11 protein-coding genes are annotated in these 16,637 nt (G+C 40.8%); 9 read left to right on the top strand and 2 right to left on the bottom strand.

Features of this window, described 5'->3' with window-relative positions; translation table 11 throughout:
* The first annotated feature begins 31 nt into the window (after nucleotides 1-31).
* From ACT3CD_RS11665 to ACT3CD_RS11685, 5 genes are all read left to right on the top strand, one after another.
* Entirely contained in the window at nucleotides 32-4,042 is a 4,011-nt protein-coding gene (locus ACT3CD_RS11665; RefSeq protein WP_444645808.1) for a hybrid sensor histidine kinase/response regulator transcription factor, read from the top strand.
* A gap of 359 nt (nucleotides 4,043-4,401) precedes the next feature.
* Nucleotides 4,402-4,671 (top strand): SemiSWEET family sugar transporter, encoded by a 270-nt coding sequence (locus ACT3CD_RS11670; RefSeq protein WP_444645809.1) that lies wholly within the window; start codon nucleotides 4,402-4,404, stop codon nucleotides 4,669-4,671.
* A 33-nt stretch (nucleotides 4,672-4,704) separates the two neighbouring features.
* The gene (locus ACT3CD_RS11675; protein ID WP_444645810.1) at nucleotides 4,705-5,997 is read left to right on the top strand and encodes a S28 family serine protease; all 1,293 of its coding nucleotides are present in this window, start codon (nucleotides 4,705-4,707) and stop codon (nucleotides 5,995-5,997) included.
* An 85-nt stretch (nucleotides 5,998-6,082) separates the two neighbouring features.
* A complete protein-coding gene (locus tag ACT3CD_RS11680) occupies nucleotides 6,083-6,373 on the top strand; it encodes a hypothetical protein (protein WP_444645811.1) in 291 nt (96 codons plus the stop codon).
* A 135-nt stretch (nucleotides 6,374-6,508) separates the two neighbouring features.
* Nucleotides 6,509-7,159 carry an energy transducer TonB gene (locus ACT3CD_RS11685; RefSeq protein ID WP_444645812.1) on the top strand — a complete coding sequence of 217 codons (651 nt, stop codon included), beginning with the start codon at nucleotides 6,509-6,511 and terminating at the stop codon, nucleotides 7,157-7,159.
* A 3-nt stretch (nucleotides 7,160-7,162) separates the two neighbouring features.
* Here the strand turns inward: ACT3CD_RS11685 and ACT3CD_RS11690 are convergent, their stop codons facing one another.
* The gene (locus tag ACT3CD_RS11690; RefSeq protein ID WP_444645813.1) at nucleotides 7,163-9,286 is read right to left on the bottom strand and encodes an ATP-binding protein; all 2,124 of its coding nucleotides are present in this window, start codon (nucleotides 9,284-9,286) and stop codon (nucleotides 7,163-7,165) included.
* A 217-nt stretch (nucleotides 9,287-9,503) separates the two neighbouring features.
* Between ACT3CD_RS11690 and argS the strand changes: the two genes are divergently transcribed.
* Nucleotides 9,504-11,297: an arginine--tRNA ligase gene (argS, locus tag ACT3CD_RS11695; RefSeq protein ID WP_444645814.1), complete on the top strand. Its 1,794-nt coding sequence runs from the start codon at nucleotides 9,504-9,506 to the stop codon at nucleotides 11,295-11,297.
* A 137-nt stretch (nucleotides 11,298-11,434) separates the two neighbouring features.
* On the opposite strand, the gene ACT3CD_RS11700 is transcribed toward argS, so the two are convergent.
* Entirely contained in the window at nucleotides 11,435-13,873 is a 2,439-nt protein-coding gene (locus ACT3CD_RS11700) for a TonB-dependent receptor (protein ID WP_444645815.1), read from the bottom strand.
* 515 nt (nucleotides 13,874-14,388) lie between these two features.
* On the opposite strand from ACT3CD_RS11700, the gene ACT3CD_RS11705 reads away from it, so the two are divergent.
* The 3 genes from ACT3CD_RS11705 (at nucleotide 14,389) to ACT3CD_RS11715 (ending at nucleotide 16,267) form a co-directional block, all read left to right on the top strand.
* On the top strand, nucleotides 14,389-15,522 hold the full coding sequence (locus tag ACT3CD_RS11705; RefSeq protein ID WP_444645868.1) for an RHS repeat-associated core domain-containing protein: 1,134 nt from the start codon (nucleotides 14,389-14,391) through the stop codon (nucleotides 15,520-15,522).
* Nucleotides 15,523-15,602: 80 nt separating this feature from the next.
* Nucleotides 15,603-15,962, top strand: a complete 360-nt coding sequence (locus ACT3CD_RS11710) for a hypothetical protein (RefSeq protein WP_444645816.1) — start codon at nucleotides 15,603-15,605, stop codon at nucleotides 15,960-15,962.
* Between the two features lie 77 nt (nucleotides 15,963-16,039).
* Complete coding sequence (locus ACT3CD_RS11715; protein WP_444645817.1) at nucleotides 16,040-16,267, top strand: hypothetical protein; 228 nt, start codon at nucleotides 16,040-16,042, stop codon at nucleotides 16,265-16,267.
* Nucleotides 16,268-16,637 lie beyond the last annotated feature (370 nt).

A 16,637-nucleotide genomic window follows, 5' to 3' on the forward strand; every position in this document is an offset into this window, starting at 1 on the left:
ATTGATTTTTTTCGCTATAGATTGTTTTATTATGGCAAGGACTCCTTTTATTATTGGGTTACTTTTAATTATTTCCTGCGTAATCCGGGCTGAAGAGCTCCGTTTTGAGCATTATAACGATGAACGGGGACTGTCTCATAATTCCATAAGATCAATTTTGCAGGATTCTAATGGTTACATTTGGCTTGGTACATTTGGTGGCGTTAATCGTTTTAATGGTTTCGATTTTGATGCTTTTAGCGGGGAGATTGACAACCCTGATTATTTGCAGGATGATGATATTACGCAATTAGTACTCGAAGATGATACCTATTTGTGGATAGGCACAAGTAATGGTTTAACCAGCTTTCATATTCCAACTTCCACTTTTAAAACTTTTCATCCAGACGTCAATAATTCTAATCTGGTTGGAAATAAAATCCGGTCTTTATTTGTTGATGCACAGAAACGGATTTGGGTCGGAACCAAGGAAAATGGCGTTTGTTATTACGACCATCGTAACGATTTATTTGTCCCTGTTAAAATTGATGGCGTTGAATATGTCCGTTCTATTGTTCAAACGCATGATAAAACGATTTGGACAGGGACTTTTGGACAGGGGGTGTATGCCTTTAAGCTGGACATCAACGACAGTATCAGAGAGCTTAAACATTATCGTATAAATAATTCTTTGGTTGATAACAGCGCCGATCCGGATGTGTTTTTTATTTATGAAGATCATAAATTCGATGTGTTTGTTGGTACGCGTAACGGATTGTTTAAAAGGAATAAATTCACAGATGAATTTGAGCTGCTGGAGCAAAAGAATAGCTCACCTGATTTTTTTCGATGCATCACCCAGGGGCCTAATGGAAGATACTGGATTGGTACTTTAAATGGTTTATTGGTCTGCGATCGGTTAGAAGATATCTCTATTGGTAAATATGACAGGTATGTGAAAGATTTGTTAAACCCCTTATCCTTAGTTCATAATTATGTTATATCCTTGTTTTTTGATAAGTCGGGCGTGCTTTGGATAGGGACTGAAAATGGTCTGGATAAGTACGATCCCTTTCGAAATCAGTTTAAAACAATAAGCGGCCAAAGTCTGGCTAAGGATGTGGCTTTGGATATAAGTAGCTATGGAAAAACAGTGGACGGTAATCTGCTACTGGGAACTCATTCCAACGGATTGTATTTGCTTAAAAATAAAACGTTAATACAAATATCATCCAAACAACAGCGAATAGGCAGTATTTATACCGACGATGGAAAGGTCTTTTATTGTGGCTTATGGGATGGCAGAATTCTAAAATACAATTATCTCACTGCTCAAAATGAGATTATTGACGTGGGAATTAACGATTCGCCTGTGTTTTCGATTTTAAAGGTGTCACCCTCAAAATTGCTCGTCGGATCGCATTATGAAGGGGTGCTGGAATACGATCTATTAACTAAAACACATGTGAAAATAAAATCAGAGGTCCAAAATCTCAAAGGCATCAATAAAATTATTCAGGATGATTCTAGTGTTATATGGTTTGCAACTCAATATGGTGTTTTTAAATATAACAGAGCCCATAATACACTTAAAAATTACATAAATACCGAAGGTGGTAGCTCCGGGGTGTCTACTATTGAGATAAAAGATATTGTTATTGATGATGAAGGCATGTTATGGGCCGGAACCCGTTGTGGGCTTTATTACTACGATCAGGAGATCGATGATTTTGTGAAAGTTGTTCGCCCCGATGAATTAAAATGTCTTTGGATTACCGATATGGCCGTTGACTCGCTGGGGAAAATATGGCTAAACGTTAATTACAACAAAATTGCCAGTTTTAATCCAAGAAATAAGGAACTGAAATTTTTTTCAGTTAAAACAGGGGTCAGATCTACCATCTATAATCGTAGGGGGTTTCTGTATTTTGATCATTCCAGAATTTATTTAGGAGGCGAAAATGGAATTGTCTACTTTTCTCCTGCCGGTATTTACGAGAATACTTATTCGCCTAAACCGAATATTGATAAGTTTATTGTTCATAATAAAGAGGTTATTATTGGAGAGGAGATTAATGGGCAAGTGATTTTAAGTAAGGGGTTTAATTATTTGAAGGCGGTTGATTTGAATTATCAAAACCGCGATTTTTCAATTTCTTTTTCATCCCCTTCTTATGTTAGCGAGAAGCTGAATCAATATCAGTATATGCTACAAGGGTACGATGAGGAGTGGATTACGGTAGGACGGGATCAGCGAAATGTTCAATACACCAATTTAAAGCCGGGTAACTATAAATTCAAAATAAAAGCCAGAAATAATAATGGGTATTGGAGCGATGTTTCGGAATATCAGATAAATATTTTACCCCCATTTTGGTATACCTATAAAGCTTTTGTAATTTATTTTTTAGTCATTTCTTTTTTGCTTTTTCAAATCAGGCGGGTTATCATTTTTAGGGTGAAGATGAAACAAGAGTTGCTGTTTGAAAAAATAAGACGCGAAAAAGATGAAAAACTTAATGAAGAAAAACTTCGGTTTTTTACCAATATCTCGCATGAACTTAAAACGCCTCTCACGCTTATCTTCGGCCCGGCCAGGCAATTACTTGAGCTTAGTAATGTAGACCAGGAGGTGCGAAAAAAGCATCAGTTAATATATTCCAATGCTTCGCGTTTGTTGGGGCTTGTAAATCAGATTATTGATTTCAGAAAAGTAGAGCAGGGTGAGGTTAAATTAATGGTGTCGCACATTGAAATAGTGCATTATACGCAGCAATTGTTTGAGTCTTTTCAGATAATGGCCGACCAAAAACAATTGGCTTATTCTTTTGAATGTAAGGAAGAAAAGATAGAGGGATGGATTGATGTTAACAAGTATGAGCGAATTATTTTCAATCTCCTTTCCAATGCTTTTAAGTTTACCTTAAATGGGGAAGTGAAACTTTTGTTGGATATCGTGGAAAAGGAAAGCCGATATATTCAGATAGCTGTTCAGGATACCGGGATAGGAATTCCTAAGAATAGACAAGGCAAGATATTTAATCGATTTTATCAGGTAAGGGAACAGTTAAAGTATAACACAGGTTCTGGTATTGGTCTTTCTTTTGTGAAATCACTGGTAGAGATTCATCATGGGGAAATATCGTTTGAAAGTGAGATAAATAAAGGATCCTCTTTTTTTATTCATCTGCCCATTGGTAAAGAGTCATATGCCAGCGATGAATTGTTCGAATGCAACATTATTACACCTCCTGTAAAAGCCTCAATAGAGGAACATAAAGAAGATGTCATTACGTCTTTTGCGAATAAGGAGTCAGTGCTGATTATAGAGGATAATGAAGAGCTTCGTGAATATATTGTCAATACACTGTCTGACACCTATGGCACCTATGAGGCTTCTAACGGGGAGGAAGGACTGGAGCTGGTGAGGAAAACCCGACCGATTATGGTCGTGTCTGATGTGATGATGGAACGAATGGATGGCTTTGAATTCTGCCGGCAATTGAAAAAGGATGACGAAATAAGTCATATCCCGGTTATTCTGCTTACCGCTTTGGACGAAATAGAAAATAAGAAAGAGGCGCTGAAACTAGGCGCCGATGCTTATATCTCAAAACCTTTTGATCCTTCATTGTTGAAGGTTCAGATCGCAAATATCATCGATAACAGAAGAAAATTAAAAAAGCGCTATTCTGCGGATGCAGACATGGAAATAGACCAGCTTTCTCACTCGCAGGCTGATGATGAATTTATCCGCAAAATACAAGTGTTTATTCAGGAAAATATAATGAGTCCGAAACTGAATAAAGAGCTTCTATGTTCTGAATTTGGCATTAGTTCTTCTAAGTTATATCGAAAGATTAAGGAACTTACAGATCTTTCGCCGAATGAAATGATCAGAACAGTGCGGTTGAAGAATGCCTTTGTATTATTAAAGAATGGTAACAATAATGTTTCTGAAGTTGCCTATAAGGTGGGCTTTAGCGATCCGTTTTATTTTAGCAGATGCTTTAGTAAGCAGTTTGGACATCCGCCTAGCACCGTAAAAGGCCAAATTAAATAGTGCCTGTCCTTGTGGATGGGCCTTTAGTCCGGAAGTTCAAATTCAGGGTTTTTGTCGTCTGAGAATGTTTTTTTGGAGTATAAATGATCATTTTGAGGACAAGCGTAAGGCAGTAGTTACTCTTTCCCTGCCGGCACTTAATAGAAACAACAACCAGTTTATTGATTGTGCCAATTGGTACCATGTTTTTTTATGGGGGTTATGAAAGAATCTCTTTGTAAAGGTTCTGATTTGTGTAAACAAAGTTAAATTTGTGGTTTTTGCTAATTGTGCCTTTCCCCGAATTTGGGATGTAAAAAATGGAGTCTGTTAGTTTTAGGTTGCAATGGGTTTATTTTTAATTATTTATAACTGGGTTGATGTTGGTTAATACATTTGGAATTATGGCGGCTGTGATGACCACTACAGCCATGTTTCCACAGGCTTATAAAATTATTAAGTATCGAAATGTGACCAGCATTTCGTTGCTCATGTATGTGATCAATACTTTGGGTATTGTCTTTTGGTTGATATACGGGATACTGCTTGATAACTGGATTCTTATTATTACCAATATTATTGGTTTTGTTCCGGCATGTACAATTGTGGTTTTAAAGATTGTGCTGGGGCATAAGCGTCGTTTTGAATAGTGTGATTTAATTGTTGATATTAAAATTATTGGAATGTTAATTTCTACCTCTCGTTTTTTTTGGTTTGCAGGCCTGATTCTGCTGTTACTGAGTGGTTGTAGTACCACCTATTCGTCGTTGGATGACCTTCAGAAGGCTTCTGGTACATTTTCGGTTGAGACCATCGATTGCGATACGTCTTTCCAAAAGGCTTATCTGGTCTGGGTTGAACAACCTCTCGATCATGACAACCCGGCTGCCGGAACTTTTAAGCAGCGGGTCTGGTTGTCGCATAAATCATTGTCGGCCCCTACCGTTGTGATCACTGAAGGCTATTCGGCCTCTCGTAATTATGTGAGTGAGTTGGCCTCTATGTTAGGTGCTAATCAAATCATTATTGAACATCGTTTTTTTGGGAAATCGGTTCCACAAGGGATGCCATGGGAGTATCTGACAGTTGAGCAATCAGCGCGTGATCATCAGGCTGTTATTGATCTGTTCAATGATTTATATAAAGGAAAATGGATCACCACCGGCATTAGTAAAGGCGGACAGATGGCTTTGATTCACCGGGCTTTTTTCCCAAAATCAGTGGATTTAACAGTGACTTATGTGGCTCCGTTTAATCTTGAGCGCGAAGATCATCGCTTACCCGATTTTTTTAATAGTGTTGGGAGTGAGGCCGATCGTTTAAAGATCTTAACTTTTCAGAAAGAGGTGTTGAAGCGGCGCGATGATATGATTCTGATGCTTGGCGAGCTGGCTAAGACCAAAGGATGGACATTTAAAATGGGACTGGAAAAGGCATTTGAATTATCGGTGCTTGAATACCCCTTCAGCTTTTGGCAATGGTGTGTTCCGGTTTCTGAAATCCCCGATGCCACAGTAACTTCTCGTGAGCTTTTTGACCAGTTGTATCGCGGTATTGATTTTAGTTATTTCTCCGATCAGGAATCGGCTAATACGGGGCCTTTTTTCTATCAGGCCTATCACCAGTTGGGCTATTATGGCTACAATACGCATGACTTGAAACCCTGGCTCAAGGTTTTAACATCCGATTTTGTGAGTAGCGATATATTAATTCCCGAAGGTGTTGAAGATGTGGAATTCATACCCGAAACATCGGTTTCTATTTTGAAACGGTTTATCCGGGCTGATCCGCCTACCATTCATATTGTTGGCAGTAACGATCCCTGGAGTTCCACTTCGCCTGATGTGTCGGACTTAAAACATAGCCTGAAAGTGGTGTGTCCCGGCGGTTGTCATCTCACCCGAATTAATACGTTACCCGACTCTTTAAGACGTCAGGTAATTGATTTTATGGAGTCGCAGCTTGGTTCTAATTAGTGCCTGTTTATAAAGTCAGGAGTTTGGTTATATAATTCAATAATTTGAATATCTTTGGAATTGCAATCCTTTAAAATGAATAGTTATGGCAAATGTTCGCACCTTAAAAAAAGATATTAACTTTTTAACTTCTGAGTTGGTAACTCAGGCTTATATGAATCAGATCTTTTTTAAGACTTCTGATGAAGAGTTGGTGAATCAAATTACTGAAGCTTTGGAGTTTCGAAATGATTTGATCGCAAAGGTGAATCATCCCGACGGAAAGGATAATCCTAAATTGATCAAATCCTATTTTTCAAAGGTTCGTAAAGAAATGGTCGAGAAGTTTGGAAAACTATTTGACGTAGCAAATAAAGAGAGTGTCAAAGAGGCCTGATTAATGTAACAATACGAAGCCTGTTTGGGCTAAATATTTTTGGGGATTTGTGAATTAGCCTGTATGGTTTTCGCAAATCCTTTTTTATTTAGTAGCAGCAAGAAATAAAGATCTGGTGACAAATTTTATTTTAGCATGATGAGGTGGCGATTATTTGCTCTGATGGTGTTGGCCCTGATGAGTGTTTATGGTAGTGAACTGGAGGCGCAATGTCGGCGTTTAATTATGAACGACATGCTTCAGGAGGTGTATAATGTCAATCCGGCTGACACCTCGCAGAAAGACGGTGATTACCGGCTTTATTATAAAAGTCATCTCATCGAAGCCGGACAGTACCACCGTGGACGTAGAGTGGGGAAGTGGGTCTTTTTCAACCTGGGGAAAGTTATGGAGCTGGTTTATGATTACGACCTCGATTCTTTGGTTGAAATAGCCGGACGCGATCGACAGGCAGAACTTAGCCGCGAGTCGCCCTGTTTGTTTTTGGGAAGTTCTCTGGTGCCCTACACTTTTATTTCTTCCTTTGGTTACCCGGCCGAGGCGCTTGATAATAATATTCAGGGCACTGTGAAACTACTTGTTTTTATTTCATCCGAAGGTGAAATAAAGAAATTTTCGGTCGAACAATCTGCCAGTCCTTTGTTAACTGAGGCGGTGTTGAATCGTTGTCAGAAATTTCCTGATGACTGGAGGTGGTTGCCTCGCCGCATCAACAATAAAAAGGTGGATGGCACCTATTCTATTACTATTTACTTCAACATTGAAGATGAATCTCCGGTTTTGTAGATTTTAATTTTGATTAAAAGATGTTGTAAGAAATTGAAGCGATGGCACTTCATTTCTTTCCAGTATATTGAGCAAAACAGGAATGTTAATGGTGGTTTTAATCACATTGTTAAGGCCCATCGTCATTAACCGTTCTTTACGTTTTATATCCACGGTGTTTGATATTCCAACTATCCGGATATCCTTGCTAAATGCATTAATCTTGCCGACCAGTTCCTGCCAGAAAGGAAGATTATCAATGTCAATCAGGATAATTCTGATTTTGTTGGATAGCATCATGCTCTTCATCTCGGAAGAATTTTGGGCCCAGAAAATTTGATAATTTATGGGTTTTGAATCCTGACTGAGATCTGAATATATGCTTTCATTGGGAGATATTATCATGATTTTTTTAATCATGGTTGATGGTCCGCCTGACACCTGCCGTATTGGTGAATCGAGAGGATAGAGTGAGTCAGGCACTACAAAGCGGAATTCAGATCCTTTTTGTGGCTGGGAAACGACCCATTGATGACCGCCCAAAAATTGAATTAGCCGTGCCGCAATAGATAATCCCAGTCCCATACCGTTGAAATTGCGGCTTTTAGTATCATCCGCCTGTCGGAAATTCTCAAATATTTGTGCGTGCTTTTCTTCAGGAATACCAATGCCTGTATCGCGGACATAAAACTCGTAAAGCTGAGGAGCCTTGAGTTTGACTCCTATTTCAACAACCCCGTTGTCGGTGTATTTGAGTGCGTTTGACAGGAATACTTTTAAAATTTGTTTCAACCGGAATCGGTCTGTTATGATGTTGCTTTGTGAAATCTCTTCGGGTAATTCAAAATATAATTGAATGGGTTTATCACTTATTAAATCTTCGGTGGCATATTCATGAAGGTGGTGAAACAGTGTCTCAATGTTACACAGTTCAGCTTTAATGTTAATTAACCCGGCTTCAATTTTTGAGAAGTCAATCATATTACTGATTTGGGTTAACAGATTCTTGCCGCTTTGTCGTACCATGCGCAGGTATTCTTCCCGGTCTCTTCGATCTGTATCGGGTTCTGCCAGTAATTCGGAGAAACCGAGGATGGAGTTCAGAGGCGTGCGCACTTCATGCGATAAGTTGGATAGAAAGGATGATTTTAGACGGTCGCTTTCTTCAGATTTCATCTTGTAGTCTTCCAGCTCTTTTTTTACGTCTATAAAATCGGATAGGTCTTTTACAATGTAACAAACAGCTTGCCGGTCAAAGTAGGTGAATCGTCCGGCCAGAATTTGTGCCGGCATAGCTTTTCCCGTTGAAGGGTAATAAAGGGTTTTGAATTCCTGATAGCTTCCTTCCGACGATGGCTGGGTTTGAAGTAATTCTTCTCTGATTTCGTCCAATGATGTGTTGGTAATGATTTCAGTTTTTATTTGCGACAGGTCGATGTTTTGCATCTGGCAGGCTGTTTTATTAGCTGCCAGCAAAACGCCGTTTAAGTCTTCAATAAATATGGCCGAAGGGTAAAAGTCTATTGCTTGTAAAAAAGCGTCTTCCTGACTTTGTGTGTTTTTTCGGTTTCCTGCTGTGGTTTCGTGTGTGGTTTCCAGAAAGACCCAATAACTGTTGGCCGAAAAGATTTTTTTGTCGGCCTTTTCCCAGCTTACGCTGTAATGACGGTTGGTATTGGGACTAAAAAACAGATGTTCCGAATGTCCCGAAAGACCAGCGGCTGTTTCATTGGTAAAAGTCAGGGACTGTGATATGTTGGACGGAAGAATATTGAATATTAAGAGTTTATTTATGTGCTCGGAGGTGGAGCCAAAGACATTGGCGAAGAATCGATTGGCATATAGAATAATGCCGGTGCTGTCGCACAGGGCGGTAGGAATGGGAATTTGGTCAAATGAAAGTGTCGGCTCACTGGTCCCTGTTGAATCCGGCGTTTCGGGTTTAAGAAGTGGCGTACGTTGCTTCCGTCGCAAGTTCTTGCGCAGATTGAGGTAAAAGAAGACAACCATGGCGACGCCTACCAGTATAAGTGTTGCATACAGAGCTGCCTGAAGTGTTTCTATCATATTGGCTTCATTTGCTTGTGGAACGGATAGCAAATGATTTAAAAATATATTATTGAATGATATTATGATTAGTGGATTCATTATTCGTGTTTTAAGTATGACCGTATATATGTATGGCTGTTAGTTGTATTTTTGTAGTTGCTTTGTCAAAATAAAACAAAACAATATAGATATAAAAGTACACTATTTTTTTTATTGTGAAAATAGCTGTTGTATTGAGTTTGTTCTAACGGCTCTAATCAATTCAAATTTTTATCTTTGCAGTTTATATTGTGTATAACGCCCAAATATATTTGAGATGACTATTGAATCGCAATTGAAGCAACTAGCCCTGGAGGCGGTTGAAGCTTTGTATGGTGAAAAAATTGATGAGAAGTTGCTGCTGGTGCAGCTGACCCGTAAGGATCAGGCGGGTGACTTTACGGTGGTGGTTTTTCCATTGCTTAAAGTGTCGAAGAAGAAGCCTGAAGATACAGGACGCGACATCGGACGTTATATGCAGGATAAAATGTCTGTGATAGATTCCTTCCAGGTGATTAAGGGATTTTTAAATATTACGTTGTCGCAGTCATACTGGCTGCAAGCACTCAACGAGGTTAACGAACAGGCGTCGTTTGGTTATGTTCCGGTTAGCGAGACGTCGCCATTGATGATGATTGAGTATTCTTCGCCAAACACCAATAAACCACTTCATTTAGGCCATATCCGTAATAATTTATTGGGCTTTTCGCTGTCACGAATTGCTAAGGCCAATGGGTATAGAGTGGTTAAAACCAACATTGTTAACGACCGTGGTATTCACATTTGTAAGTCGATGTTGGCCTGGCAAAAGTGGGGCAATGGCGCTACGCCTGAGTCAACCGGGAAGAAGGGGGACCATTTGGTTGGCGATTACTATGTGAAGTTCGATCAGGAATATAAAAAGGAACTGGCGGCCTTGCAGGAAAAAGGTCTGAGTAAGGAGGAGGCCGAGAAAAAATCGGCGCTAATGGCCGAAGCTCGCGAAATGTTGCTGAAATGGGAAGCCGGCGATGACCAGGTGGTTGCCCTTTGGAAAATGATGAACGAATGGGTTTACGCCGGTTTCGATGTGACGTATAAAACATTGGGCGTCGATTTCGATAAAATATATTACGAATCGAATACCTATTCCGTGGGGCGTGATTTAGTGCTGGCTGGTCTTGAAAAAGGTTTATTCTTTAAAAAGGAGGATGGCAGTGTTTGGGCCGACCTCACAGATAAAGGTCTGGATGAGAAATTGTTGTTGAGGGGAGATGGTACATCTGTTTATATGACGCAGGATATTGGAACGGCCCGTCTGCGTTTCAACGATTTCAAAATCGATAAAATGGTATATGTGGTTGGTAATGAGCAGGACTATCACTTTAAGGTTCTTTCGGTGTTGCTCGATCGACTGGGGTTTGAATGGGGTAAGGATCTCGTACATTTTAGTTATGGAATGGTGGAGTTACCTCAGGGTAAAATGAAATCACGTGAGGGAACCGTTGTCGATGCCGACGATTTAGTGGAAGAAATGGTCAATACGGCCCGCGATATGTCTAAGGAGCTTGGAAAATTGGAAGGTTACTCCGACGAAGAAGCCGAAGCGGTGTACCGAATGATTGCCCTGGGTGCCCTGAAATATTTTATCCTGAAGGTCGATCCTCGTAAAACCATGATGTTTAATCCTGCCGAATCCATCGATTTTAACGGTAATACAGGCCCCTTTGTGCAATATACTTATGCACGTATTCAGTCAATATTCCGCAAAGCACAGGAAAAAGGAATGGCCTGGAAAGGGCGCACACCCGAAACAGTCACCTTATCCGAAAAAGAAAATAATTTGGTGCGTACTCTGGCTAACTTGCCCAATGTGGTGAAAGATGCCGGTAATTCTTTCAGCCCCGCTATTATTGCCAATTATGTTTATGATCTGGCCAAAGAGTACAACCAGTTTTATCACGACAGCCCAATACTGTTCGAAGAGAACGAGGCGTTGCGCGAAATGCGTCTGGCTTTGTGCAATGGGGTTGGAAATACCATACGTAAGTGTATGTGGTTACTTGGTGCCGAGGTGCCTGAGCGGATGTAATTAGAGTTTGGTTATAAAGCCCAACTACGTCGTTACGCTTGTCCTAAAAACAGTCATTTACGAAAAGGAAACTGACTTCGTCGCTGTTTTTTTTGTTACGGAGAACGGTCCCTTGAAAGTCAGTGTATATCTGTGTTTCAAAATTTACCCGTTAATCGTATGTTAATGCGACGACTTGTGAGGTAGTTGGGAACGGCATACTGACGATCGAATATATCGGTGACCCAATAGTACGACACTGTATTGTCAATATTTGGAAGGTTGAATATCTCAATGCCCAGCCATAAGTTTTTGAGATGTTTAGCCTCCTTTTTTGTTAGGGCATGCCATTTTAGTAAGTCGTATGATAACCCCAGATCAACACGTCGGTATGGAGGCATGCGGTTGATTGCCATATAACGTTCTGATCGGGGCGGGCCAAAGGGCAGTCCGGTGCCGAATAGAAAGCTGAGATGGGCTTTGAAATTCGGATTGCCGGGTAAATGATCCTGCAGATACATGGAGAAATTTAACCTTTGGTCGGACGGCCGTGGTATGTAACCCGGCTCTCCACTGCGATCGGGATCTGACCACTGGTCGTTATAAAGGTCTTCTTCGGTCTTTAGCAGCGATAGTGTAGCCCATGATTCCTCGCCGGGGACCAGTTCGCCGTTTATTTTAAAGTCAATACCGGCGGCATAGCCTTTGGCTTCATTTTCCCCGCTGTACACAATTCTGACATTGTCTACCTGATAGGGAATAAGGTCTTTTAACCATTTATAGTATACCTCGGTGGTGAATTTAAACGGACGCTGCGCGGCATCAAAATAGAGGTCGTAACCGGCTACTATCTGAATGGATTGCTGCGATTTTATGTCTTTATTTAATGTGCCGTCGGTGCGTCGCAGTTCCTTGAAAAAGGGGGGTTGGTAGTAATAGCCGCCCGAAAGACGATAGCGACTGTTTTTGTTTTGCGGCAGGTAACTCAGTAATAACCGGGGGCTGATAAGCCATTCATCGTTAAAAGAATAATAAGTGGAACGTACACCGGCATCTGCCAGTAAGCGACCTTTTCCCACAAACCATGACATCTCATTTTTTATAAATGCGTTTATACGGTGATTGGTCAGTTCATGATGGGCATTTTTGCTGTATGCCAGTTCCAGATTCGCGCCATTATAGGGGATGGAATAATCTGATGAGTCGATCATTTCCCACTCATTGACGCGGTCCTTAAAGAATTCGCGCCGGTATTCGAGGCTCCATGAGGTTTTACTTTTGGGGTGCTGGTGCAGCCCTTTTATACTGGCCGAAACAATTTCTCCCAATAGGTCGTTGCGGGCGTGTTGAAGGTACTCGCCAACGCCAATCTGTGTGAAACTATCACTGTCGCCTGTTGGGTCGTCAGTCTCCTGTAGCCAATAAGCACCATCTATGTCGTAGGCTTCTTCTTCAAAGGTGCGGAATCCGGACAGCGTTAATTTTATTTCGTTAGTTGTATTTATTTTGAAGTTGGTGGTGTAGGCAGCATATCCGGTTTCAAAACGGTCTTTTTCCTGTCCTTCAAAATATATTTTTAATTGTTTGACTTCGTAAAGTGTGCCAAAGGTGGTTTCGCGATCCTGAGGTATAAATTCGTATTTGTTGAGCGAATAGTAGCCCAGTAATTCCAATGATATGCGTGGCGAGAGCTGATAGGTGAGATAAGTCTGCACGTCGGTGAAGTTGGGGTTGTAATCGCCTTTTTCGTCCAGACTACCCAACAGGTAACGGTTTGTTTTGTATCGGACACCGGTTATCCAGGTCAGTTTTTGATTGCGTGAGGCGCCTTCAAGATGCGCTGTGGCGCCTAAAATGCCGGCTGAAAAACTGCCGGCGGTTGCCTGGGGGCGTTTGTATTGTATATCAAGAACGGAACTCATTTTATCACCGTATGAACTGCTGAATCCGCCTGCCGAGAATTCCACTTCTTCAACCAGGTCGGGGTTTACAAAGCTGAGGCCTTCCTGCTGTCCCGAATGCATCAAAAAGGGACGGTACACTTCCTGTCCGTTAACATAAACCAGATTTTCGTCGAAATTACCGCCTCGTACCCGATACTGGCTGCTTAGTTCATTATTGGTTGATACGCCCATCTGTGACTGCACAAGCCCTTCAATGCCGCCACCTGCAGCTGAGGGCAGGAGATTGGTCTGTTCAACATTTAAACGCTGATTGTGTGTGCTGCGCGTACCCGAGGCTTCTACATCCACTTGCTGCAAAACTTCGCTTTGTGGTTGCATCTTTATGGTTAGGGGAACGTCATTTTTTGAGGTGATGGTGATTTCCTTTTTTTTATATCCTATCATTGAAATGGTGATGACGACAGGTAGTTGCTCCGGCGTATCAAATGTAAAGTGCCCTTCCTTATCGGTCACGCTCGACCTTCCACTATTACTGGTGATATGACCGCCAATCAGTGGGGCCTGCTTTTCATCCAAAACAATACCCGATATCACAACAAAAGTTGTGTCCTGCGCACTGGTTTTTATTACTGAAGCGGTAAGCAGCTGTAATACGATGAATAGTTTATAATTATGGTTTGCGATTTTCAACATATATTGATCGTCTTATTGCATTCATGATTTTTTGAAGAAGTCCGTTTTAGTTCTTCTTTAATATTGCCGCATTTCATTATTGGAGGCCCAAGCCCAGTCATTTTATTTTCGCAAGTTATAAATCATCCTAAATTATCAAGCCTATAACTTTTGCGCTTTTGATTTTTTTGTGATGGCCGATCATTTTTTATTTCTCCGGATGTTGAATAATAGTGTGTCATTGGTGTCTTTTGCTGTTTTTGTGGGACGGAAATTACTCTTTTTTTATTTTGTTTGAGATGCCATTTTTGTTGTCTCTATGTTGATGCTATTTTGAAAACGCTTAGTACGGATTTAAAATTGTTGTTAAACGAAAATAAATGATCTGTTTGGTGTAGAACGCCGAAAATAGTTGTTTTTTATTGTATGAAAACTCTAGTGGTAGAAAAGAAAGTTTCTTTTTTGAGGTCTGCGGAGTCTTAAAAATGTGTGTTTAATATCGTAATTAACCCTTTAAGGACAAGTATAACGCAGAAATTGTATCTTTAACCGACTATTATCCCTATGGCATGGATATGCCGGGCCGTAGCTTCCAGTCAGAGGCCTACCGTTACGGCTACCAGGGTAGTGAGCGCGATCCCGAAATGTCGGGCGGCGCAGGTTACACCACCTTTTTTAGAGCATTAGATCCACGCATTGGCCGTTGGCTTACGCCCGACCCCAAAGTGTACCCATGGCAAAGTCCGTACGTTTCAATGGACGGGAATCCGGTGGCGATGATTGACCCTTGGGGAGCGAGTACGGATGGTCCGGATGGCGGCGAAGATTTCACCACTGGTCCTTCCGGAGGGTCTTCTTCCGGGGAAGGGAGTACGAGATTTTTTGATAAGGATAACACAACAGGATATGGGCCTAATAAATTAGGAACAACGGCAAACCATTTTGTCTTAAGTGATGTTGATATTGTTGTAACTAAAGGGAATAATACACCTATAAGAGACATTTTTAGAAATTTAGCTAATCAGGCTTTTTATTTTGTAGGAGGTACTGCAAATGCGTGGGCTTCGGATAACTTGATGAGTGCCGGACATCACGATAGTTCTAACATAATTGATAAGTATAAGGTTTCCTATATTAGTGGTCAACTTGTTGGGCATGCCGCAGCCATGATAACTGGTATTTTTGAAGCACTGCTTGGCCTAGGTGGAGACTTTGTTGGTGCCGTTCTTACTGCTACAGGTTTTGGATCTGTACCTGGTGTTGTAGTCATTGCTGGTAGTACCACAATAGTAGTCCATGGAGGAGCTACGGTTATAAATGGTGCAGTTGAGTTCGGTGCAACTTCAAGTCAGCTTTACTATGCCATCAAAAGAAGCGGGAGTGAAGAAATTCATAAAAATACAGGGGGGACTTCAAATCAAGGGACAAGAGTTGTAAGTAAAACAATGTGGAAAGGAAAGGGGAAAGAGCGGATTGATGTTGAAAATCCAAATCCTTCCCAAAGGCGAGGACAGGTGCATTATCAAGATAATGATGGAAATAAATATATATATGATCCGTCTTCAAATTCTTTTCCAAACGCTCCTAAAAAAGTTAATGATTTGTTGAATAATCGAAGGTTTAAAAAAGGAATAGAAAAAGGATTAAAATATTTAGGAGAGATAGAATGAATATAATTAATCATAAGATGCTTAACTTGTTTATAAGGGATATAGGCAAGGGTACTCGGTTGAGTAAATCACTGGTAACAATGTTAAATAGAGGATTCGTTGAAAAGGATGGTTGTTATTTGTTAAAACATTTTTCTGAACTTCAAAATCATATGGAATTAAGTGATTTTGAAGATAGAACTGGTTATGAATGCTTTATTAATTCTTTTCACGTTGATGACTATGTTAGAACAAACGTTTTTAAACAAGCAATTCTTTTTTTGAATAAGTTGCTGATTATTTGGGATAAACAAAATAATAATTTGTCGTTAGAAGTTATTTTGAGCAAGACAAATACCGGGTTTCATATTAGTTTTTATGTCAGGCGCATTGATGAATGTTGGATACCTGCTGAAAATGTAGATGATTTCAAAGAAGCGATTTTGATTTGTAGGAGTTAAGCTCTGGATCCCGTTTCTTTTTAACCGGCAGTTCGTAACTGCCATTACTGTAAGGGAAAAAAACACCACACTATTATATGTTGTATGGCAGTGGTCGCCTGGGTAGCTACCATGTAAACGAACCCGCCGGAGGCACCGTCTTCGTGTCCTTAGTGGCCGCCAACCTGCGTTTTGAGCTCACCGATCATTTGGGCACCGTACGCGCCGTAGTAACCGGACAAAAAACTGGCACAGGTAACGCAGAAATTGTATCTTTAACCGACTATTACCCCTACAGGGGATGTTTCAGCCCCCAAAACAAATAAGAAGGTTAAAGAAGTAGATTTTGATGGCAATCAAATATGGCCAGATGCCCCCCCCGCTGGTGCACGATTGTATCGTGTACCATAAGCTTTAATTGATAGAAGGCTTGCTTGCGATAGCAAACAGTGTATTCTTAAAAGATTAAATATTAAGAGCCGGCTTTTAAATAAAGTAAGGATTTTGTTTATTTATAATGAGCCACACGATACAATCGTGCGGCAGCGTTGCACAAGTGCCGGATGACTCTGCACAAGTGCCGCATGATTCTGCACAAGTGCCGGATGGCTCTGCACAAGTGCCGGATGACTCTGCACAAGTGCCGCATGATTCTGCACAAGTGCCGGATGGCTCTGCACAAGTGCCGGATGGCTC

The organism is Geofilum sp. OHC36d9 (assembly GCF_052400685.1).
GTDB lineage: Bacteria > Bacteroidota > Bacteroidia > Bacteroidales > Marinilabiliaceae > CAZHHH01.